Origin of the sequence: Alicyclobacillus macrosporangiidus CPP55, assembly GCF_000702485.1 — a bacterium.
GTDB classification, from domain to species: Bacteria; Bacillota; Bacilli; order Alicyclobacillales; family Alicyclobacillaceae; genus Alicyclobacillus_H; species Alicyclobacillus_H macrosporangiidus_B.
The window spans coordinates 3,318,154-3,339,569 of sequence record NZ_JNIL01000001.1 but is presented as its reverse complement, the minus strand read 5'-3'; the positions used below and the strand labels follow the sequence as shown (position 1 = coordinate 3,339,569).

16 protein-coding genes are annotated in these 21,416 nt (G+C 66.3%); 4 read left to right on the top strand and 12 right to left on the bottom strand.

Annotated features, from left to right (window positions below):
* Positions 1-6 precede the first annotated feature (6 nt).
* From odhB to N687_RS0116435, 9 genes are all read right to left on the bottom strand, one after another.
* Entirely contained in the window at positions 7-1,290 is a 1,284-nt protein-coding gene (gene odhB, locus N687_RS0116475; RefSeq protein ID WP_029422903.1) for a 2-oxoglutarate dehydrogenase complex dihydrolipoyllysine-residue succinyltransferase, read from the bottom strand.
* Positions 1,287-4,211, bottom strand: coding sequence for a 2-oxoglutarate dehydrogenase E1 component (locus tag N687_RS0116470; RefSeq protein ID WP_029422902.1), 2,925 nt, complete (start codon positions 4,209-4,211; stop codon positions 1,287-1,289). Before N687_RS0116470 ends, odhB begins: the two co-directional genes overlap by 4 nt.
* 171 nt (positions 4,212-4,382) lie before the next feature.
* On the bottom strand, positions 4,383-5,396 hold the full coding sequence (cydB, locus tag N687_RS0116465; protein WP_029422901.1) for a cytochrome d ubiquinol oxidase subunit II: 1,014 nt from the start codon (positions 5,394-5,396) through the stop codon (positions 4,383-4,385).
* Between the two features lie 97 nt (positions 5,397-5,493).
* On the bottom strand, positions 5,494-6,876 hold the full coding sequence (locus N687_RS0116460) for a cytochrome ubiquinol oxidase subunit I (protein ID WP_029422900.1): 1,383 nt from the start codon (positions 6,874-6,876) through the stop codon (positions 5,494-5,496).
* Positions 6,877-7,069: 193 nt separating this feature from the next.
* Positions 7,070-8,059: a tRNA glutamyl-Q(34) synthetase GluQRS gene (gene gluQRS / locus N687_RS0116455; RefSeq protein WP_029422899.1), complete on the bottom strand. Its 990-nt coding sequence runs from the start codon at positions 8,057-8,059 to the stop codon at positions 7,070-7,072.
* Positions 8,056-8,991 (bottom strand): VOC family protein, encoded by a 936-nt coding sequence (locus tag N687_RS22475; RefSeq protein WP_051663364.1) that lies wholly within the window; start codon positions 8,989-8,991, stop codon positions 8,056-8,058. Before N687_RS22475 ends, gluQRS begins: the two co-directional genes overlap by 4 nt.
* Positions 8,992-9,176: 185 nt before the next feature.
* Positions 9,177-10,565: an amino acid permease gene (locus N687_RS0116445; RefSeq protein WP_051663635.1), complete on the bottom strand. Its 1,389-nt coding sequence runs from the start codon at positions 10,563-10,565 to the stop codon at positions 9,177-9,179.
* 365 nt (positions 10,566-10,930) lie between these two features.
* On the bottom strand, positions 10,931-12,283 hold the full coding sequence (locus tag N687_RS0116440) for a methyl-accepting chemotaxis protein (protein WP_156040193.1): 1,353 nt from the start codon (positions 12,281-12,283) through the stop codon (positions 10,931-10,933).
* Positions 12,284-12,725: 442 nt separating this feature from the next.
* Positions 12,726-13,505 (bottom strand): enoyl-CoA hydratase-related protein, encoded by a 780-nt coding sequence (locus tag N687_RS0116435; RefSeq protein WP_029422895.1) that lies wholly within the window; start codon positions 13,503-13,505, stop codon positions 12,726-12,728.
* A 147-nt stretch (positions 13,506-13,652) separates the two neighbouring features.
* Between N687_RS0116435 and N687_RS0116430 the strand changes: the two genes are divergently transcribed.
* Positions 13,653-14,729, top strand: a complete 1,077-nt coding sequence (locus N687_RS0116430) for a hypothetical protein (protein WP_029422894.1) — start codon at positions 13,653-13,655, stop codon at positions 14,727-14,729.
* An 18-nt stretch (positions 14,730-14,747) separates the two neighbouring features.
* Positions 14,748-15,608 carry a protein phosphatase 2C domain-containing protein gene (locus tag N687_RS0116425; protein WP_029422893.1) on the top strand — a complete coding sequence of 287 codons (861 nt, stop codon included), beginning with the start codon at positions 14,748-14,750 and terminating at the stop codon, positions 15,606-15,608.
* 161 nt (positions 15,609-15,769) lie between these two features.
* On the opposite strand, the gene N687_RS0116420 is transcribed toward N687_RS0116425, so the two are convergent.
* Together N687_RS0116420 and N687_RS0116415 are read right to left on the bottom strand one after the other, a co-directional pair.
* Positions 15,770-16,819, bottom strand: coding sequence for an LLM class flavin-dependent oxidoreductase (locus tag N687_RS0116420; protein ID WP_029422892.1), 1,050 nt, complete (start codon positions 16,817-16,819; stop codon positions 15,770-15,772).
* Between the two features lie 144 nt (positions 16,820-16,963).
* The gene (locus tag N687_RS0116415; protein ID WP_029422891.1) at positions 16,964-17,926 is read right to left on the bottom strand and encodes an ATP-grasp domain-containing protein; all 963 of its coding nucleotides are present in this window, start codon (positions 17,924-17,926) and stop codon (positions 16,964-16,966) included.
* A gap of 576 nt (positions 17,927-18,502) precedes the next feature.
* Here N687_RS0116415 and N687_RS0116410 point away from each other — a divergent pair.
* Together N687_RS0116410 and N687_RS0116405 are read left to right on the top strand one after the other, a co-directional pair.
* The gene (locus N687_RS0116410; protein WP_029422890.1) at positions 18,503-19,189 is read left to right on the top strand and encodes a glycerophosphodiester phosphodiesterase; all 687 of its coding nucleotides are present in this window, start codon (positions 18,503-18,505) and stop codon (positions 19,187-19,189) included.
* Positions 19,186-20,586, top strand: a complete 1,401-nt coding sequence (locus N687_RS0116405) for an MFS transporter (RefSeq protein WP_035462437.1) — start codon at positions 19,186-19,188, stop codon at positions 20,584-20,586. The genes N687_RS0116410 and N687_RS0116405 overlap by 4 nt, the downstream gene beginning before the upstream one ends.
* Before the next feature lie 146 nt (positions 20,587-20,732).
* Here N687_RS0116405 and N687_RS24060 read toward each other — a convergent pair whose 3' ends face one another.
* Entirely contained in the window at positions 20,733-21,374 is a 642-nt protein-coding gene (locus N687_RS24060; protein ID WP_156040192.1) for a hypothetical protein, read from the bottom strand.
* Positions 21,375-21,416 lie beyond the last annotated feature (42 nt).

Sequence of the window (21,416 nt, the reverse complement as noted above, 5' to 3'; positions counted from 1 at the left end):
CACCGTTCATCCTTCCAGCATCAACGACTCCGGATCCTCAATGAGTTGCTTGATCTTGACCAGGAACCGGACCGCCTCGCTGCCGTCGACAATCCGATGGTCGTACGACAGGGCGATGTACATCATCGGACGGATCTCCACCTGGCCATTCACCGCGACCGGACGCTCCTGGATGCCGTGCATTGCCAGGATGCCGACCTGTGGCCCGTTCAGCAATGGCGTCGAGAACAGCGACCCGAACACGCCGCCGTTGGTGATTGTGAACGTCCCGCCCTGCAGATCCGCCAGCGTCAGTTTGTTGTTGCGTGCCTTATCCGCCAGATCGGCGATGGCCTGCTCAATCTCCGCAAAGTTGAGCCGATCCGCGTCCCGGACCACCGGCACCACCAATCCCCCTTCCGTGGCCACGGCGATGCCGATGTCGTAGTGGTACTTGAGGATCATGTCCTCGCCCTGAATCTCCGCGTTCAGGCGCGGGAACGCCTTGAGGGCCGCCACCGCCGCCTTGGTGAAGAACGACATGAATCCGAGGCTGACCCCGTGTTCTTCCTTGAACCGATCCTTACGCCGCTTGCGAATCTCGAGCACCTTGGTCATGTCGACCTCGTTGAACGTGGTCAGCATCGCCGCGGTGTGCTGCGCCTCCACCAGGCGCCGCGCGATCGTCAGACGGCGGCGGGACATCCGAACGCGCTCCTCGTCTGGCCGCAGGCCTTGGGCAACCCGCTCCTCGGCAACGGACGGAGCAGGCGCGGACGCAGTGTGCGCCGCCGCGACCTCGGGTGCCTGTGCAGCGGGGCGAGCGGCGATCTGCGCCGGATCGACCCCCTGTTCCCGCAGCATACGGCGCATGGACGGGGTCGGCCGCGGCGGAATTAGCTCCGCCCCCGGCGGTGTTGTCTGAACGCCGCCAGCGGCCGGGCCGGCCGGCGTCGGAGTCACCGCGGGCTGACCGGTGACCGGAGGCTCCGGTGCGGCGGACGCCGCTGGGCGGGACGGTGGGGCCGCTTGCGCGGGCTCCGCCGCAGGTGCAGGAGACGGCGCCGGGGCAGCCCCGGCGGCCGCGATGACCGCGATGGTCTCCCCGACCGCGACGGTCTCCCCCGCCCCCTTGAGGATCCGCTGCAACACGCCGCTCTCGTTGGCGATGACCTCGACGTTCACCTTGTCCGTCTCCAACTCGGCGAGCGCGTCGCCCTCCTGGACAGTATCTCCCTCCTGCTTCAACCAGTTGAGAATGGACGCCTCGACGATGGATTCACCGAGCTCCGGAACTTTTACATCGCTCACCGCGATTCCCTCCCCGCATGCACCATCAGGCCCTGCTCACTGACGGCCTGGGCGATGATCTGTCGTTGCATCTGCTCGTGCGCATCCGCCAGTCCCTCGGCCGGGCTGGATCGCGCAGGACGACCGACGTACCGGATGGGCAGGTCCGGGAACAGCTCCGCCAGATGCGGCTGCACATATCCCCAGGCGCCCATGTTCTGCGGCTCCTCCTGCAGCCACACCAGTTCAGCCGCACCCGGGAACGCCGCCGCCCACTGCTGCACCGCATCGGCCGGGAACGGATACAGCTGTTCGACGCGCGCGACGGCGAGCCACTCCGGATGGCCGCCGGCTTGTTCGAGGGCGGCCGCGAGATCGACCCCGACCTTCCCGGTGCACAGGATCAGGCGGCGCACGGCGGCCGCATCGGCGCCGGTGCGTGGCTCCGTCCACAGCGGCTGGAAGCCACCCTGCGTTAACTCGTCCACCGTTGAAGCGGCGCGCGGATTGCGCAACAGGCTCTTCGGCGTCATCACCACCAGCGGCCGCGGGTCGACCGTGAGGCGCGCTGCCTGATCGCGCAGCAGATGGAAGTACTGCGCCGCCGTCGTCGGGTACACCACCCGCCAATTGTGCTCGGCCGACAGCTGCAGGTACCGCTCGAGCCGCGCGCTGGAGTGCTCCGGCCCCTGTCCCTCGTACCCGTGCGGCAGGAGGAGCACCAGGCCTGAAGGCTGGCCCCACTTGGCCAGGCCCGCCGACAAGAACTGGTCAATCAACACCTGCCCCGCATTCGCGAAGTCGCCGAACTGCGCCTCCCACAAGACCAACGTCTGCGGAGCCTGGACGTTGTACCCGTACTCAAACCCGATGACCGCCGCCTCCGTCAGCGGCGAATTGTGCACCGCGAACGACGCGCGCGCCTGGGGGAGGTGCTGCAATGGCGTGTAGGTCTGGCCGGTCCGGTGATCGTGCAGGACCAGGTGGCGCTGACTGAACGTGCCCCGCTCCGAGTCCTGGCCGGTCAGGCGTACCGGGATGCCCTCCGCGATCACGCTGGCGAACGCGAGCGCTTCCGCGTGCGCCCAGTCCACGCGCCCGTCGGGCTGCGTAAACGCCGTCCGCCGCCGCTGCAGGATCCGGTCGAGCTTCGGGTACACCGTGAACCCCTCCGGCCGCGCCAGCAGGGCTTCGTTGAACGCCTGCAGCTGTTCGCGGCTGATCGGCCGCGCGTGCACGGGCTGCATCGGACCCCCATGCTTCCACGTCGGCTCCGCCTCGTCCTTTTCCTCCCCGACCTGGCTGTAGGCCTGGCGCAGGCGATCCCGCACCTGGCGCTCCAGTTCCGCCACCTCGTCGGGCTGCACCACGCCAGCTTCCAACAGACGCTTGGCGTACAGCTCGCGGACGGTGGGATGATGGGCGATCACGTCGTACATGCGCGGCTGGGTCATCACCGGATCGTCGCCTTCGTTGTGCCCCCACCGGCGGTAACCGACGAGATCGATGAGGAAGTCCTTGTGAAACGCCTGCCGGTAGGCGTGGGCCAGCTCCACTGCGGCCAGGCACGCCTCCGGATCGTCCGCATTGACGTGGACAATCGGGATCTCGAAGCCCTTGGCCAAGTCGCTGGCGTAGCGGGTGGAACGGCCCTCTTCCGGGACGGCCGTGAACCCCAGCTGGTTGTTCGCGATGATGTGAATTGTCCCGCCCGTCGTGTACCCGGGCAGCCGCGACAGGTTGAGGGTCTCCGCGACGATGCCCTCGCCGGGAAACGCCGCGTCCCCGTGGACCAACACCGCCACGGCGGCGTCCATGTCCTGCCGGGGCGCGCCCGCCTGGCTCCGGTCGTCCTGCGCGGCGCGGGCGAACCCTTCCACCACCGGGTTGACGAATTCCAGATGGCTCGGGTTGTTGGCCAGGCGGAGGTGCGCCTGAACCTCATGGCCATCGCCCACGTCGCGGTTGGCCCCCAGGTGGTATTTCACGTCGCCCGTCCAGCCGTAGTTGATGCCCATGGAGCCTTCGGAGGGCACCAGTTCCTTGTTCGGCGCGGCGTGGAACTCCGAGAAGATGGCCTGATACGGCTTGCCAAGGACGTGTGCCAGCACGTTGAGGCGGCCGCGGTGGGCCATGCCGATCATCACATCCCTGGCCCCGGACTGAACGGTGAGGTAGATGAGCCGGTCCAGCATCGGCACCAACATGTCGACGCCCTCGATGGAGAAGCGCTTCTGCCCGACGAATGTACGGTGCAAAAACTTCTCGAACTCGTCGACTTCAATCAACCGGCGCAACAGCGCCTTGGCTTGCACCGCCGGCAACGGGCGCGGCCACTCGGACGACTCCACGTGGCGCGTCAACCAGGCGTGCTCCTCCGGGTTGTGCACGTGTGCAAACTCATAAGCGAGCGATCCCGTGTACACCCGTCGCAGACGCTGCAGCGCGGTCTTCGCGTCCCGTACGCCGACGGGGGCGTGCGCCCACACCCAGTGAGCCGGGATGCGTGCGAGATCATCCTCGGTCAACCCGTAGTTTTGCAAATCCAGGATGGCCGCCGGCGCAGGCGGTTCTCCGATGGGATTGATGCGCGCCTCCAGATGGCCGTACATGCGGATGTTGCGAGCCAGCCGTTGCGCGGCCACGATCCGCTGAGTGTCCACGGCAGCGGCCGTCCCCGGTTGCCCCTGCCACGCGGCGTCACCCGCCCGGCCTTGCGCAGTCGTGTCCGCCGCCTGACGGGCCGTGTCTGCATTCGCTGCTGGCCCTGCGGACCCTTCCACAGGTGGCGGCCCCAAGCGTTCGAACAGGGCGCGCGTCTGGTCGTCGACGGATTGCGGATCCGTCTGGTACCGCTCATACAGCTCCAGGGCCCAACCGAGGTTGGGCCCGTGCAGCGCCTGCCATGAGGCGGGTGCAGGTCTGTTTCGTCTCGTCGCCATGTCCACTCCCTGCTTTCTTCTTCCGGGCTCCATCCGGAAATCTCTGATAGGCATGTTTTGGCGGTGTGTGTCCTGTGCCCGTCGAGGCCGACGAGGCTCCCCGCCGTCCCGCCGGAGGCTCCCGGCCAAAGGCATCATACCACGATCGTGTCATCTGGCAAGAATTTGACCTCAGTACTCCAGGTGTTCGGCCGCTTTCAGCCGGTGTCGGAACACCCAGTAACTCCAGATTTGATACAGCACCACCAAGGGCAGCACGGTCAGGGCGATGATGGTCATCACGCGCAGCGAATACGGATTGGAGGCGGCGTTATAGATGGTGAGACTCCAATCCGGGTTGAGGGAGCTGACCATCACCCGCGGGTACAGGTCCATGAACACCGTGATGGTCGACAGGACAATCGTCAGTGCGGTCATCGCAAAGGCCCACGCGTCGCGCTTGGCACGGATGAAAAACTGCACCGAGAAGAGAGAGAGGCCGGCCAGGATGGGGATGGAACCGGGATCGACCCCGAGGCGCGTGAACATGTCCGTCTCGAAGTAACTGAGGATCACGAAAAAGAAGGTCAGTGCGGTCGTCCACGCGCCGATGGCCAAGGCCAGCCGGCGGGCCCGCCGCTGAATGGCGCCCTCCGTGCGCAGGGTGAGAAAGAGCGCCCCGTGCAACAGGAACAGCAAGACGACGCTCGCCCCGCCCACCACCGAATAGACGCTGATGAGGTCCCAGAAGGTCCCCACGTAGTTCATGTGCTGGTCGATGGGCACGCCGCGCATCAAGTTGGCCAGGGCGACCCCCCAGAGCAAGGGAGGCAGCAGGCTCCCGAAGAATATGACCCAATCCCAGCCCCGCCGCCAACCGGCGTGCGTGAGCTTGCTGCGGAACTCGAAGGACACCCCGCGCCCGATCAGCGCGATCAACAACAGAAACAAAGCCAGGTAAAAACCGCTGAACAGCGTGGCGTACCAATTCGGGAACGCCGCAAACATGGAAGCGCCGGCGGTGATGAACCAGACCTCGTTGGCGTCCCAGAAGGGCCCGATGGTGTTGATGATGACGCGCCGCTCCTCATCGGTCCGGCCGAGAAACGGCACCAGCATGCCGACTCCGTAATCGAATCCCTCCAACAGGAAGAACGCCGTGAACAGCGCCCCGATGATGAGAAACCAGATCGTGTTCAAGTCCATGGACAGGATCTCCTTTCCAAAGCGTCGCGGCCACAGCGCGAACCGGCGGCGTACAGCGGACGGGCCTGGCGATCCGCCGGCCACACGCGGATACCGCTTACAGAGGAGCCACCTCCAGGCCCTCGTCGTCGGTCTGCTCCCCTTCAAGGGCAGGACCGTCCCGGATGACTTTCATGAACAGGTACAGGTCGATGGCCGCCAGGACGCCGTAGATCCCACCGAATCCGAGGAGGGTCGTCCACACCAGGCTCGGCGGCACCGTGGGCGACACGCCGTCGGCCGTTCGAAGCAGGCCGAACACCACCCACGGCTGGCGGCCCACCTCCGTCATGATCCAGCCCGTGGTATTGGCTATCAACGGCAGGAAGATGGCCAGCACCATGGTCTTCAGATACCAGGGCCGCCGTTCCAGCCGATCGCGCGTCGACAAAAACACGCCGTACAATGCCAGCAAGATCATCAGCAATCCGGCGGCCACCATGATGCGAAAGCTCCAGAAGGTGGTCCGAACCGGCGGGATGTAGTTGCCGGGTCCGTAATGCTGCTCGTACATCGCCTGCAGTTGGTTGATGCCCGGCACGCTGCCGTGCAGGCGGTTGTAGGCCAGCAAGCTCAACAAGCCGGGAATTTCGATCTCGAAGGTGTTGCGATGGTTTGCGGAGTCGATCCCCGCCACAATCGCCCATGGCGCCACCTCCGGGCTCGTGTCCCATAGTGCCTCGGACGCGGCCATCTTCATCGGCTGCGCGCGCATCAGGTGCTGCGCTTGGTCGTGCCCGACGACAGCCGTGAGGATGCTGGTGACGGTGGCAGCGACGATGGCGATGGAAAAGCATCGTTTGAAGATGTCGACGCTGCGCCGCTTGAGGATTTGGTAGGCGCTGATGCCGGCGACGAAAAACGCGCCGGTGCTGAGCGCTCCCAGCCACACGTGAGGAAACTCAAACAACAGCTGCGGGTTGGTGATGAGCTGGCCGAAGCTCGCCATCTCCGCATGGCCCCCGCGCACCACATGTCCGACCGGCTCCTGCATGAACGCGTTGGCGGTCAGGATCCAGAAAGCCGACAGGGTGGTACCGATGGCGACCAACCAGATGGACAGCACGTGCACCCGTTTGGGCAGCTTGTCCCAGCCGAACAGCCACACGGCGAGAAAGGTCGATTCCAGGAAGAACGCCGCCAGGGATTCAATGGCCAGCGGGGCGCCGAACACGTCTCCGACGTAGCGGGAATAGCTCGACCAGTTCATGCCGAACTGGAACTCCTGCATGATGCCGGTGACGACCCCGACGGCAAAGTTGATGAGGAACAGCTTGCCCCAGAACTTGGTCATCCGCAGGTACGCCTGATCGCCGGTCACAACGTACGCCGTCTCCATGAAGGCGATCAAAAAGGCGAGTCCGATGGTGATGGGGACGAAGAAGAAGTGGTAGATGGTCGTGATCCCGAACTGCCAGCGGGCGAGGATGACACTGTCCATACGAGAACCCCTTTCCACACGCACAGGTACACACCGGCAACGGCGCGTGGTCACGCAGCGCCGCTGTTCCATGACACCGCCGCGCACCCCGACGCATGGCGTAGGATTCCCATGGAAGGAAAAATCATGCTCACATCACACTCGTGACATTGAGAAACGGCAGAGTGACGTACCGCGAAGTCCCCATCGGCTTTCAGGCTTGACCTCCGCATCGGCGCAGCCAAGACAGCAGTTCATCCGGGATGCGGATGACCTCGCGCGGGAGTAAGGCGAGATCCATATGTCCGATGAGATCGACGGGGCGCACCGGCTCTGGCCGATCCATCCATCCCGCGAGACGGGCAAGCCAGCCCACCACGGCCTCTGGCGCGATGCCCGAGGCCCGCATCGCGGCCAGCGTGATGGACGCGTCCCGCTTGGCCAATCGGCTCCCGTCCGGGTTCACCAACAGCGGTACGTGCGCGAACCGCGGCGCCCTGAGGCCGAGGGCCTGGTACAGGTACAGCTGGCGCGGGGTGGAATCGAGCAGGTCCCAGCCACGGACGACGTCCGTGATCGCCATGTCCGCGTCGTCCACCACCACCGCTAATTGATACGCGACCACCCCGTCCGCCCGTTTGACGATGAAATCCCCGCCGGCGCCCGGCGGAAAGGTCTGGACGCCTGCGATCCCGTCGACGAACGTCACCGCGTCATCCCCCGGCAGCGCGAAGCGCAGCGCCGGGGCCTTGCGTGCGGCGCGGCGGGCCCGTTCCGCCTCGCTCAGGTGGCGGCACCAGCCCGGATACGCGGGGCCCTCCGACGCCAGCCCGTGCGGTGCGCTGGCGATGGCCGCCAGTTCCGCCCGGCTGCAGTAGCAGGGATACAACCACCCGTCTGCCTGCAACCGCGCCAGCGCCGCTTCGTACCGATCCCCGCGCTGGCTCTGGCGGTACGGGCCGTACGGCCCGCCCACGTCCGGCCCCTCGTCCCAGTCGATGCCGAGCCACCGCAGGTCGGCGAGGACCTGTTCGGCGTAGGACGAGCGCGATCGCGCCGGATCGATGTCTTCCATTCGGAGGACGAACACCCCGCCCGCCTGGCGCGCTTGCAGCCACGCCACCAGCGCGGTGAAGGCGTTGCCCAGGTGCAACAGGCCGGTCGGGCTCGGCGCAAACCGGCCGCGAACCTGGCCACGGGTCATCCGGACGTCACGACCCACAGCCCGAGCACCGGCGCCCCGGCCGCCTCCAGCCGCCTGGCCGCGTCGTCAGCGGTCCGTGTCAGGCCGCCCGCCGCTGCGGCGGCGCCCTGTGCGCCCGCCTCAGGTAGCCCCGAACTCGCGCCAATCCCCCCGTCCGCGTCGACGGCGGCAGAACGCTGGGCCATGGCGCCGGCCGAGAGTTCGAACTCGGCCAGAAACGGCCGCTCCCCGACGGTGTCCAGGACGCGCCGCAGCGCGCCGTCCGCCGGTTCCCATATGAACACCGTCACCTCGCCGCACGGCCAGCGCACGCCGCGCCCCTGTGCCGACGACTCACAAGGTTCCAGCACACCCGGGAAATAGGTGTGCAGGCTTCGCTGCAAGCGCGCGAGGTCGCGGACCAACGCGTGCACGGCGCGGAGCCGCGGCGCGCCGGCGGGATCGGGGGCCAGGCCCGATTGGCGCAGATCGGCCAGGCGGACCTCGTCCTGCGTCGGCCATTCAATGACAAACGGCAAAAGCATTTCCCCCGGTTCCTGCGCGGGAAACAGCATGCGCCAACGCAACGTCACGCCGTCCGGCCGCACCCGTGACGCCTCGACGGGCCCCTCGTGCGCGAGCCCCGCCCGCCGCCAGCGGGCGGCTATCCCCTCGATGTCCTGCGTGCGCACCGCGAACTGCATCGGCCCCTCGCCCGCCCGCAGAGCGCGCAGGACGTCGCGGCCGAAGGGGCGCCTGGCCGCCACTTCGGGTTTTCGGACGCCCACCCATTCGATGTAGGGCAGCCCGAAATAGGCGAGGGCGTTGTAGGTGCCAAACCCCGGGTGCTCGCCCCCTGCCACGGTGTGCCAACCGAAGCGATCGGCGAAAGTCCGGCGCGCCCTCTCCGGATCGGATACGGCGTGGATCAGGTGATCAAAGCGAAGGTCCATCGGACCCCCTCCTCCCTCCCCGTCTCTCGCCTGTATCATACACCTTCCGCAGGACAAAAAGGCCACCCGCCCCGGCGTGGCCTTGAGCCGAGAGCGGATGGCCTGTCGTGACACCGATGGCAGGCGGCCAGGTTGGCGCGGCGCCGTGCCATCGCACGTCCGCGCTCCGCCCGTGCCGCCGGGCGTCAACGCAGGTCGAAATCGACCTCTTGCAGCGGGATGACCTTCGACTTTTTCACCAGCTTGTAGCTGAACCACAGGAGCAGGAACAGCGGGATCCCGATGTAGGTGGCCAGCACGCCGGCCCAGTCGATCTGCCCGCCGACGAACGCACTGACATCCTGTCCGACAATGACGATCCCACACAGCACCGCGGCCAGGATGGGCCCGAACGGGTACCCTTTCGCCCGGTAGGGCAGTGCGTCCAGATCACGCCCCTGGACCAGGTACGCCTTGCGGAACCGGTAGTGGCTCACGGCGACGCCCAGCCACGCCAAAAATCCGGTGAGGCTGGCCGCATTGAGCATCCAGGTGTAGACTGCGCCGTTGCCGAACAGGGACGACAGAAAGGCGACGAAGCCGATGACCGTATTCACGTAAAGGGCATTCATGGGTACGCCGCGCCGGTTGACCCGGGCGAACCACCGCGGCGCCTTGCCCTCGCGTGCCAGCGCCCACAGCATTCGGCTCGACGCGTAGAGGGCGGAGTTGCCCGCCGACAGGACCGCCGTCAGGATGACCGCGTTCATCACCGCCGCCGCGAACGCAAGGCCAGCCCGCTGGAACACCAGGGTGAACGGGCTGATGGCGACGTGATCGACACTGGCGTTGAGCAGATTCGGATCGGTGTAAGGGATGAGCATGCCCATCACGAAGATGGCCAACACGTAGAACAACAGGATCCGCCAGAACACCTGCCGGATGGCCTTCGGCACGGTCTCGCGCGGGTTGTCGCTCTCCCCCGCGGCCAGGCCGACCAGTTCCGTGCCCTGGAACGCGAAGCCCGCCACCATCACCGTGCTGAGCAAGCCGAGCCAGCCGCCGTGAAACGGTGAACCGCCCGTGTTGAACGTGTGGAATCCCACCGGGTGGCCGCCCAGGATGCCGAAAATCATCAACAGGCCGACGGCCAGAAAGACGAGGATGGTCAGGACCTTGACCCCGGCGAACCAGTACTCGCCCTCGCCGTACCCTTTGACCGACGCGACGTTGAGCAAAAACAGGAGGGCGAGGAACAGGGCGCTCCACACCACCGACGGGGTGTTGGGGAACCAGTACTTCATCACGATGGCCCCCGCCGCCAGTTCCGCCGGCAGCGTCGCCGCCCACGTGTACCAGTAGTTCCAGCCGAGGGCGAAGCCGAGCGCCGGATCGACAAAGCGGGAGGCGTACTGCTCGAACGATCCCGCCACCGGCATAAACGTCGCCATCTCGCCCAGGCTGGTCATCACGAAGTACACCATGAGGCCCACAATGGCGTACGCCAACAGCGCTCCGCCCGGCCCCGCCGTCGAAATGGACGATCCGCTGGCCACAAACAATCCGGTGCCGACGGCCCCGCCGATGGCGATCATGGACAAATGCCGCTGCCTCAGCCCCCGCCGCAGCCCGGCGTCTGCAGCCGTGGTCCCCGCGGTGGCCCCGCCGGCGGCCCCGCTGGTTCCAACGCCCCCGTCCGCTGGCGACGGTGCCGGCGTGACCGGGTGCGATTCCAAACGAACGCTCGCCATGCACAACACTCCTTTATCCATCCGAAGGCCCTCCGTCCGGCGGGTCTTGGAATGGGCCTGTGATCACAGGACTCGGCTCTGCATAATTATCGACAGAACCTCATAACCCTGTACCATCCTAGCGAGTCGCCGTTCGCTTGGCAACAAGAAATGGTTTCCGCGCCGGATGCAACCGCCTTCAACTGCTGCGCTGGTTCTCGAGGGTCAATTCATCCCTCCTTGAACCGGGGAGCGTCCGCTTCCCATGAAAACTGGTCCGCCAGCTGTTGCAAGGTGCGAGCCATCTCACGGACGTCCTCGGAGCTGGCCGTGACCTCCTCCATCATGGCAAGTTGCTCCTGGCTGGCCGCGGCGACGGTCTCCGCAAGCTCGGTCTGCTGCTCGGCGGATGCGACCAGTTCGGTCATGGCCTGTTTCACCGTCTGCGCACGCACCCCAATTTCCGAAGCCGCCTTTTCAATCTCTTCGATGTAGGCGTCCTGCTGCTCCAAATCCTCCACGATGGACAGGAAGGTGGCAGCCGCCGACTCTGCCGCGCGTTGACCGGCTTCCACCGCCGCCGCGACCGACTGCGCCGCGGCCAGGGAAGCTGTGGCCTGGCGGCCCATCTCCGACACCACCGAGTGAACTCGGTCGGAGGCCGACTTTGCCTGTGCTGCAAGACGCCGCACCTCGTCCGCCACCACCGTGAAGCCGCGCGCCTCTTCGCCGGCCCGGGCCGCCTCGATGGCCGCATTCAAAGCCAACAGTTGTGTCTGATCCGCGATCTCCTGAATCCACTGGGTGATCTCCTTCACCTGGTCCGCTTGTGCACACAGGGACTCGGCCTGACGCGTCATATCGCCGGCCTGTTGCCGCATGACCAACATCCGCTCTGCGGTTTGCTGGATCTCCGCTTTGCCCGCGTCCACCTTGCCCCGGCTCGCCTGCGACAACCGCATGGCCATGTCGCCGAGGCGCTGGATCCGTTCCACGGCTTCCACCGTCTCCCGCATCCGCTGTTCCGTCTCCAAAATCTCCTGCCGCTGAACCTGCATGCGCTCCTGAATATCACTCACGGAGGCCGCTGTCTGTTCGGAGGCCCGGTTGGTCTGCTGGGCACTTGCACTGAGTTCCTCAGCCGACTGGGTTAACCGCAGTGAGGCCTCTTTCAAGTGCTGAAGAATGCCGCGCATGTTTCCTTTGGCCTGGCGAAGTGCTTCCACGACCGCCGCCAAATCCGTCCGCCCCGCCACGCCCAACTCCCGATCTCCCACGTCCCCCTGGGCCAAGCGCTGCATCTCGTGGTACAACACCCCGATGGGCCGAAGTAAAACCCGAAGGCGCAGTTGGACCAACGCCGCCAATACCACAATCCCGGCGATGATGGAGCCAAACGTCCACCTCAGCCACCCGTTGAGCATGTGGTTCGTGGTCCGCCACATCACCAGATCGAACACAATGGCACCAACGGATGCCCCTATCCAGTACAACGTCACCTCACCGCGGATCTGTCGAAAGAAAGGTACCCGTTCCACACTGTCTCCTTCCGAATCCCCCGGTCCCCTACGCCTGTACGCCACGGTACAAACTCCCCTCCTTGAATCCCATCATTTTCCCTGTTCACCCTCACACGTTAGTGAATGGACGAACCGGGTTCCAGACCCATTCGGAGGGTATTCGTCTCATCCTATTGAACTATCTGCAACATTCCGCTATGGATCAGGGCGCGATTCGCGTGAGCAGCCAGGGCACGTGGAAGACGGAGAGGGGGAGAGGGGCAGGCCCGCGGGGCAGGAGGCGATGTGCTAAAGCCCGCGGGCCGGGAGACGAACGCGGTAAAGCCAGCGGCGGCACATTCCTCTAGCCGTCCCATCGTCGGTTTCTTGGACCCATGGCCCTGCCCGAATTGCGCGCCCACCTTGCCTGCCTGCGGGCAGACCACAAGGGCCAGTACTTTACGCGACAAAGGCGCCTCGGTGGCGCGAAGGCCTCCTCCCGCGACAGCCTCCTCCCGCCACGGCCTCACCGACCGTGGAACACCGGCTTACGCTTCTCCAGGAAGGCGCGCACGCCTTCGCGATGGTCCTCTGTCTGCCCGGCCAACTGCTGCAGCTCGGCCTCCAGTGTGAGCTGGTCGCGGAGGGACGCGTGCATCCCCTGGTACAGGGCCCGCTTGGTGTAACCGATGGCCCGCGTCGGCAGAGCCGCCAAGCGCTCCGCCAGCTGCTCCGCCTGCGCGGCCAGTTCGTCGTGCGGGACCACCCGGTTCACGAGCCCGATCCGCAACGCCTCCTCCGCCGAGACCGTCTCGCCGAGCATCGCCAGCTCCATGGCCTTCGTCAACCCGACCAGCCTCGGGAGAAACCAGGTCGCCCCGGAATCCGGCACGAGCCCGATGTGGACAAACGCCTGCACGAAGGAAGCTCGATCCGACGCCAACCGGAGATCGCACGCCAACGCCAGGCTGGCCCCCGCTCCGGCCGCCACTCCGTTCACCACGGCCACCACCGGCTTTTCGAGCGATGTGATGGATTCCACCAAGGGATTGTATCCGCTTTCCACGAGCCCCCGGTAATCCGCGTTGGGGTGCTCTTCCACCAGCCGCAGGTCCTGTCCCGCGCAGAAGGCGCGCCCCTCCCCGGTCAAAATTACCGCCCGCACCGCGTCACGCTGCTGCACGCGGCCGAAGGCATCCCGCAACTCCTCCAGCATCTGCGGCGTGATCGCGTTCAATCGGTCGGGCCGGTTCAGGGTGATCACGCCCACGCTCCCGCGTTCTTCGATTCGAATCGTCTCGTACATCCCGGTTCCTCCTCCTCCGGTGCGCCTGTCCGCCGCTCGCATCCTCGCGCCACTTGAAAGACCGCCCGCGCAACGGACCGATAGCAGACTCCCAGCCACCTTTTATTATACAATGGATGGCAGATTCACCGCCGCGGAGGTGCATCCATGTCGACGCAAACGCGCCCAGACACCGGGGGATTGGCCGATGTCATCGCCCAGTTCCGCGCGTTGCCGCCAGAGCAGGATCGCGCTTTTGAGGTACAGGCAGTCAAGATCGCGGAGCACGCGGACGCCGGGCTCATCCACCAGCTGCAACAGTTCCTGGCGGGCCGTCTCACCGCGCCGGATACGTCCGAGGACCAGGATAGGATCCGGTTTTGCGCGTACTTCGTGATCGCCTCCTACGCGCGACGGATGAAGGAACCGATCTGGTACGACGCGCTGCGCCCTTACCGGGCGGAGTTCCGATTCCACGTGTTGTTCGATCACGTCGACTCCCTGATGCTCAAGAGCCAACGCCAGTGGCTGCCGTCGTTGGAGGCAGCCGAACGGGCGCTCGGCAAGCTGCCGGAGCATGCGGGCGTGCTGCACAACTTCGCCGAGGCGGTGGTGCTGGCGAAGGAGAACGGGTGCGAGGTCCCTGAAAGCCAACTGGAGCAGGCGCGGGCGGCAGTCACCCGGGCCATCTCCATCGAGGCGTATCCCAAGTTCTACGCAACCTACGGCCGGATCGAGGCTTTGCTCGGGCACTACGATCGCGCGATGGATCTCGTCCACCGCGCCATCGACGAGGAGAGCTCGGACAAGCTCGACTACCCGATTCGACTCGCCGATTACCAGACACACCTGACGAACATCCACCTCGCCAAGGCGTCCCACGAGCTGGAGACCCAGCTGCGGGAGACGCAGCGGCAGCTGGCGACCGCCCGCGAGGAGTTCAACCAGGTCAATGCCCGCGTGAGCCAGTCCATCGACGAGCTGAAGCGGGAGAGCCTGCAGATCCTCGGGTTTTTCACCGCGGCCCTGAGCCTGACCATCGGATCCATCCAGATCCTCAGCAAGCAGTCGTTCGCGGACGCGGCCATGCTGTTGATCCTGCTCGGGGGCGTGTTGCTGATGGTGTACGGGGGATTCATCCTCACCATCGGAGGGCTGCCGAATCGGCGTACGCCGGTCTGGCTTTCGATGGGGTTGGGCGCGCTCTTGATCCTGGTCGGTCTGATTGTGCATCACGACTTATAAGACGACGGGCGGTGCGACATGCAAATTCAGTGCTTGGAAGTGACCAGCCGAAAAGGGGTCGGGAAGCACAACGAGGACCGGGCGGTGTGCACCGCCCGCGGGGCGGCCGTCATCGACGGCGCGACCGGGTTGGGCGGCCGCTGCCGATTCTCGGATGCATCGGACGCGGCGTGGTTCGCGGCGGCGCTGGCCGACGCCTTGTCCGGCTTGCTCTCCGACGACCGGCCGCTCCTGGACAACCTGGCCGAGGCGGTGCGGGCCGCCCGGCGCGAGGCCGATCACCGCATGCCCGAGTGGAGATCGCTGGCGCCACACGAGCAACCGAGCGCATCCCTCGCCGCGGTGAAGCTGCGAGAGGACGCCCTGGAGTACGCCATCCTCGGCGACTGCACCCTGGCGCTGCGCGCCGCCGCGGGCCCGGTGCGGGTGTTCTCCGATCCGCGGCTCGCCCCGCTCGACGACGCCGTCATCCGATTCATCCACGAGCGGCAGCGCAAGGGGCAGGGGTATGAGGAGGCAAAGGCAGAGGCCCTTCCACTGCTGCGGGCCAACCGCAACCGCATGAACACGCCGGACGGATATTTCGCCGCAAGCCTCGACGGCAAAGGGATTCCCCATGCCGTCACCGGCCGGCTGCCTGCCGAGGCCGGCCTGCGCGGGGTGCTCTCCAGCGACGGGTTCTCCCGCGCCGTCGATCTGTTCGGGCTCGCCGACTGGGCAGCCCTCACTGGTTCGGTCCGGCCCGGAGAGGCGGGGCCCCTCGCCGCGGCGGCGGATCGCTTGCGCCAAGCGGAGGCGAACGATCCAGACTGCCTGCGCCACCCCCGGCTGAAGGTATCAGACGACGCGACCGCCATCCTGTTCGAGATTTTGGCATGAACGTCAGGCGGCCAGGAGGGCATCCGTCCCCCTGGCCGCACCGCCCGCTTTGGCCCACGCGACACACCGAGCCTGCGCGGGCCCGGCCGCCCCTGCACGCGCCGATGCGCCGCCACGGGAATCCGCGTCACGCTGCGGGATCGCCGCCCACCGCGATCGCCTCACGCCCGCGTCAGCGCGCGCTTCTCCTCCACCAACGGCATCACATCCCGCGCGAACCGCTCCATCTCCTCCAGCTGCGGCGAGAACTGGAGCAGCAACAGGTCCAAGCCCGCCCGCTCGTACGCGAGGATGCGATCCGCTATCTGCTCCGGCGTCCCGATGAGGTTTGGCCGCAGGCCCCGGTTGGACACCGAGTAGTCGTACAGACTCAGCTTCAGCTCCAGCTGCGATTTCGTGGTGAAATCCTCGAAGCTGGCGTAACCCCCGGCCGCCTTGACGTCCGTGATGCGGGCCAGCTCCGCCTCGGCCTCCGCCTCCGTGTCGCGGCAGATCACGTATGCCGCCATGCCGAAGTGCCGGAAGGGAGGCTTGCCCTTCTCCGCCCGGCGGCGCTTCATGTCCTCAATCTTGGTAGAGATCTCCTCCACCGTCCCGCCGTGCATCACGTACGCGTCACAGCATTCGGCGATGGTGTCCTTGCCCCGCTCGCTCTCCCCGCCCGCGTACAACACCGGGTACGGCCGCTGGACGGGCTTCGGGGCGAGCCTCGCGTTCCGGATCTGATAGTACTTGCCGTCGTAGGTGAACACGTCCTGCGTCCAAAGCCCCTTGAGTACGTGGACGAACTCCAGCGTCCGCTCGTAGCGGCTGTCGTGCTCGGTGAATACGCCCCCGTACTGGCGCGCCTCCTCGGCCCACCAGGCCGACACCACGTTGAGCGTGAAGCGGCCTTGGCTGAGCCTGTCGATGTTCGCCGCCATCTTCGCCGTCACAGCGGGGTTATGGAAGCCCGGACGCACCGCCGTCATGATCTCCAGCTTCTCCGTCACCGCCGCCAGGGCGGCCGCCGTGGTCCAGGCCTCCAGGCAATCCGCCTCCGGGCCCTTGATGTCGTTCAGGTACAGCTCGGCGATGAGGGTCGTGTCGTAGCCCCACCGCTCCGCGGACTGGGCCACCTGCTTGACGTATTCGAATGTGGCCGGCATGCCCTCATCCTCGACGTTGCGCAGCCAACCGCCGAAGATGGGCATCCAAAATCCGTATCTCATGCTCGTCTGTCTCCTCTCCGCTCCGCTCGGCCGCGGCGATTTCTGTGATCCGTCCGGTCGATCCGCACGTTCCCCGGGTCAAACGCCACCCGGCCGCAGGTCGGCGCCCGCTCGTCCGGCTCGACTCGTGGCACGCCTCTTGCGTCAGCGCGCGGCCGTCGCCAGCTCCGCCTCCACCCGTCGCAGCTGTGCGCCGAGGAACTCGGCCACCGCGCGCATGCCGGATACGCCCGCCGCCGCCTCAGCATCGGAGTTGTAGTTGGTATTGGTGTTGACGTCGTATGTGTAGATCACGCCTTCCGCGTCGCGGATGAACTCAATGCCCGCGATCTGGATACCGTGATCGGCCAGGAACGCCTCGTACTGGCGCAGAATCGGGTCATCGAAACCGTCGATGATTTGAAACTTCGGCTTGTTGGGCACCGATTCGCCCACCGGGCAGAAGAGATCCCCAACCTGGCAGGCGTCCGCCGGACACAGCTCAAACCCTTGGGAAGTGTCCACCCGCACCGCGTACAGGAACTTGCCGCCGACGAACTCGCAGCGGGTGATGAACGGCTCAGGCGCCTGAATGTATTCCTGGAGCAGCGTGATGCCGTCCACCGGCGCCTCATATTCGGGGCCATCCAAGTACGCCTGCAGCGCCTCGATGGAGTGGAACAGCTGCACCCCGAGTCCCTTGCCGGCGCGGTTGTGCTTGGTGATGAACGGCCGGCCGCGGAACCGCTCAGCCGCCGCCAGCACGTGCGAGCGGCCGACGGCCGCCACCGTCTCCGGCGTGCGGATGCCGTACCGGCGCAGCGCCATGTACTGGTTGACCTTGCTGACCTCCAGCTGCAGCGCACGCGATCCGTTGAACACCACCCGGCCGTGCGCCTCCAGCCAGGCCAGCACCGCCCCGGTCAACTCCGGCGCATAACGGTGGCCCCGGGTGTGCGACGACGCGCTCATGCGGGAGTAGAACACGCCCTGCGGCGGCTCCTCCGTCAGATCCACCCGCCCCTCGTCCAGGTGCCACAGCTCGTACGGCAGGCCGAGCTGGTCCAGCTGCCGGGTCAGATGAACCGTCCACTCGTCGTTCTCGTGAATCACGTAGATCTTCGCCAAGGGCAACTCCCCTCCTTCATTCGCATTCATAGTACAGGATGATCGAGCGGAATACCACGCTGTCCAATCGCTTTATGTACGATCCGGAAAAGCCAAGTGTCGCGGTGGATGGAAGGGAGGCGAGGAACGCCAGATTTGCGGTTACGGCGACCAACAGCGGGATCGATTGCGACAGTTTTGTGCTTATGCAAGGCGAGACGGTCAAAATAGCGCCATTTTTGCATTTATCCGTCGCCCTCGGCCCTCCTGTACCAACCGTTAAAGGCAATTCGCCACCTTAAATTTCGCGCGGACCGGCCATTCACCACAGTTTTTGTGTTTACGATCCCGCCTCATGCCATCATTCAGTCGGATTCTGTCGTAAAGGCCCGAGGCAAGGCCTGCTGATCCGCCTGTGCCCACGCATGCGGCCTCCACAAGTACGTCTAATTCTACATGAAACAAGGTTTTACAGAGCGGTTCAACCCCAAGGCAGCAGGGGAATTCAGGCAGCGCCGCGAAATGTATGGAAGAGATGCGAGACGCGTACGTGGACCTCGGGGCCTCGGGGCCCCGACGAAGAGGAGGCCGGAGTGCATGTGGGTGGTGGCGCACCGCGGCGGCGCGGAGCTGTATCCGGAGAATTCGATGACTGCCTTCACGAAGCTGGCGGAGATGGGCGTGGATCTGGTGGAGTGCGACGTGCATCTGAGCCGGGACGGCGAGCTGGTGGTGATCCATGACGATAACCTGGTGCGCACCGCCGGTTTGGACAAGCCGGTGAACGAGCTGACGTTGGCGGAGCTGCGCCAGATCGACATCGGCGACGGGCAGGGCGTACCGTCGTTGGCCGACGTGATCGACGCCATCTCCATCCCGGTGGCGGTGGAGCTGAAGACACCGCAGACGGTCGAAGCCCTCGCCCGACTGTTGGCCGGGCGCCCTGCGCTGATCGAGCGCATCGTGCCGCTGTCGTTCTTCCACGACATCCTGCTGCACCTCACACAGTCCTTCCCCGGACTGCAGTGCGGCGCGCTCCTAGCCGGTTATCCGGTCGATCCGGTCGCCGTCGCCCGCTCCGCCGGCTGCACGATGCTCTCGTTGCACTTCGAGGGCGTGACGAAGGCTTACGTCGACCGCTGCCACCAGGGCGGCATTCTGGTGTCGGTGTGGACGCCGAACCGCGAGGAAGACATCCGGCGGATGGTGGAGGCGGGCGTGGACGCCATCGGATCGGACCGGCCCGACCTCGTGCTGAAGTTGGTCGGGAGGCACAGCGGATGAGCCGGCCGTCCCTTCCGTCCCAGACCGCCACTACACCGCCCCGAGGGCTCGTCCACGTGCTCGGCATGGCGGGATTGGCGCGCAACGTCGGGTTTGCCGCCAACAAGGTGTTCTCCGCCGCCATGCTGGAGTCGTTTCATGCCTCGCAGCCGGTCATCGGCTTCGTGCTCGCACTGGAGGGCCTGTTCGGCCTCGTCCTGAACCCGTTGACCGGATGGATGAGCGATCGCACCCTGCGCCCCGGCTGGCGCCGCAAGGCGTACGTGCTCATCTGCCTGCCCGCAGCCGCTCTGCTGTGGTTGGTGTTCGCGTACGCCCACTCGTTTTTCCTCGCGGCGGCGGCCCTCACGCTGTTCTATGTGTTCCAGCAGAGCTGCGCGAGCCCGTACCACGCCTGGATGCCGGACGTCGTGCCCCGGGAGCGGTGGGGCGTGGCCTCCGGCTATCTGAACCTGTGGTGGCAGCTCGGCAACCTGCTGTCGTTCCTCGTGATCCCGCTGGTGTGGACCGCGTCGCACGCGGCCGGGTTCGTGATGACGGCCTTGCTGATGGCGGTCGGCGGGTTGTGGACCGGGTTGTCCGTCCCGGAGCGCGCAGCATCCCAACCGGAGGCGGCAATGGAAGCGTCGGGGGCCGCTGCGCCCGGCGCCGCTCCTCACGGCGCCGACGCCGCCGAAGCCGCTGCTCCCGTCGCCGGCGCTGTCGGCGCACCCGGCGCTCCCGAGAGCGCCGCGGGAGCGGTCCCTTCCCCCGGAGGCCATCCCTACCGGCGGCTGCTGCGCGGAAACCTCCTGCTCTATTTCGTCTCTCAGGCGTTCGCGTGGCTCGCGTTCGAGGCCATCGCGTCGTTTTTCACCCTGTTCGTGACCCACGTGGCGCACGGCACCCTGCTTCAGTCGGCCCTCGCCATGTCGGTCTTCACCGCCACCGGCATGGTGGCCGCCGTGTGGGCGGGGCGATGGTACCGCCGCCGGACCCCCCAGCGGCTGATCGCCGTCGTGATGACGCTCTTCGGGCTGCTCGCGCTGTGCGGACTGGTGGTCCACCACATGGTGTGGGTGTTCATCATCGTCGCCATCGAGGGCGTGTTCTGGTCAGCCAACCTGACCGTGGCCTACGCGCTGGCCACCGACCTGCTGCGCGCCGAGGCCGGGGACGATCTCGCTGCCCGCATGCGCGGCGGGCTGTACGGGTTCGGCAACTTCGTCCAGTCCATCGGCCTGATGGTCGCCGCCCCGGTAGCGGGTTTGGTCATCCTGGCCGCAGGCGGAAACTACGCCGGCATGTTCCTGGTCTCCTGCCTCGCGGCGCTCGTGTGTGCCCTGCTGGCCCTGTGCATCCGAACGCGGGTGCACGCCCCGGCTGCGGCCGATCGCGCCTCGGGGACTCACGCCTGAGCCTCTCCAGGCACCCGCGCCTGACCCTCCCCGGCGCCCGCCCCCCGCGCGGGCGCCGGATTCCGCTTCCGACACCCCGCCTGCGCATCATGGGCCTGCGTCCTCATCGCCCCGTCAACCTCTCGGAGCGCTCCGGTCCTTGCGGATCACCGTGCCTGAGTCCCGCCCGAGTTCACCTGCGTGCCGCTCGCCGTCCGCCGAAGGCTGGGGCCGAAGGGGGAGTATCCCTCTTCGCCGGGTATCGGCGTCTGGCGCTCCAAGCCAGCCGCTTCGCCGAAGCGGTTGACAAAGTCGATCACATCGAGACGGTGGATCTGCCCGAGCATCGCCATCGGCTCGTTACGCAGCCCAGGTTGAATCGGGTTGAGCGTCACCGGCTGCGCTGTCCCCTGTCGGATGGGCACGTCGAACACCACGGTCTCGTTATGGCCGAAGGCGACGCACAGCGCGGTGACGAACCCGAGGTCGGGGAAGCGCGGATCCCGCGGCACCGTCACCGTCGTCCGCCAGATCCCGTCCCCGTCCGTGAGGCCGGTTTTGACCATGCGCCCGTTCGGGCCAATGAGGACCACCCGAGCGCCCGGAATGGCGCGAAAGTCGGTGGAAGACACCACTCGGAACTGAATCGTGGCCGTCACGTTCGCCACCGGCGCCTGCCTCGCCTGGGGGGTCGGCCGAGCGGGGGCCGCGCCGGGAGCCGGGACCTGCGCGAACGCAGGCAGCGGCCACACGGCGGCCATGCCACAAGCGCAGAGGAATGAAGCCAAACGAATTCTCCAATCGCGCACAAGCATCCTCCTAACTTGATGCTGGATTCAAGCAGGAGGGTG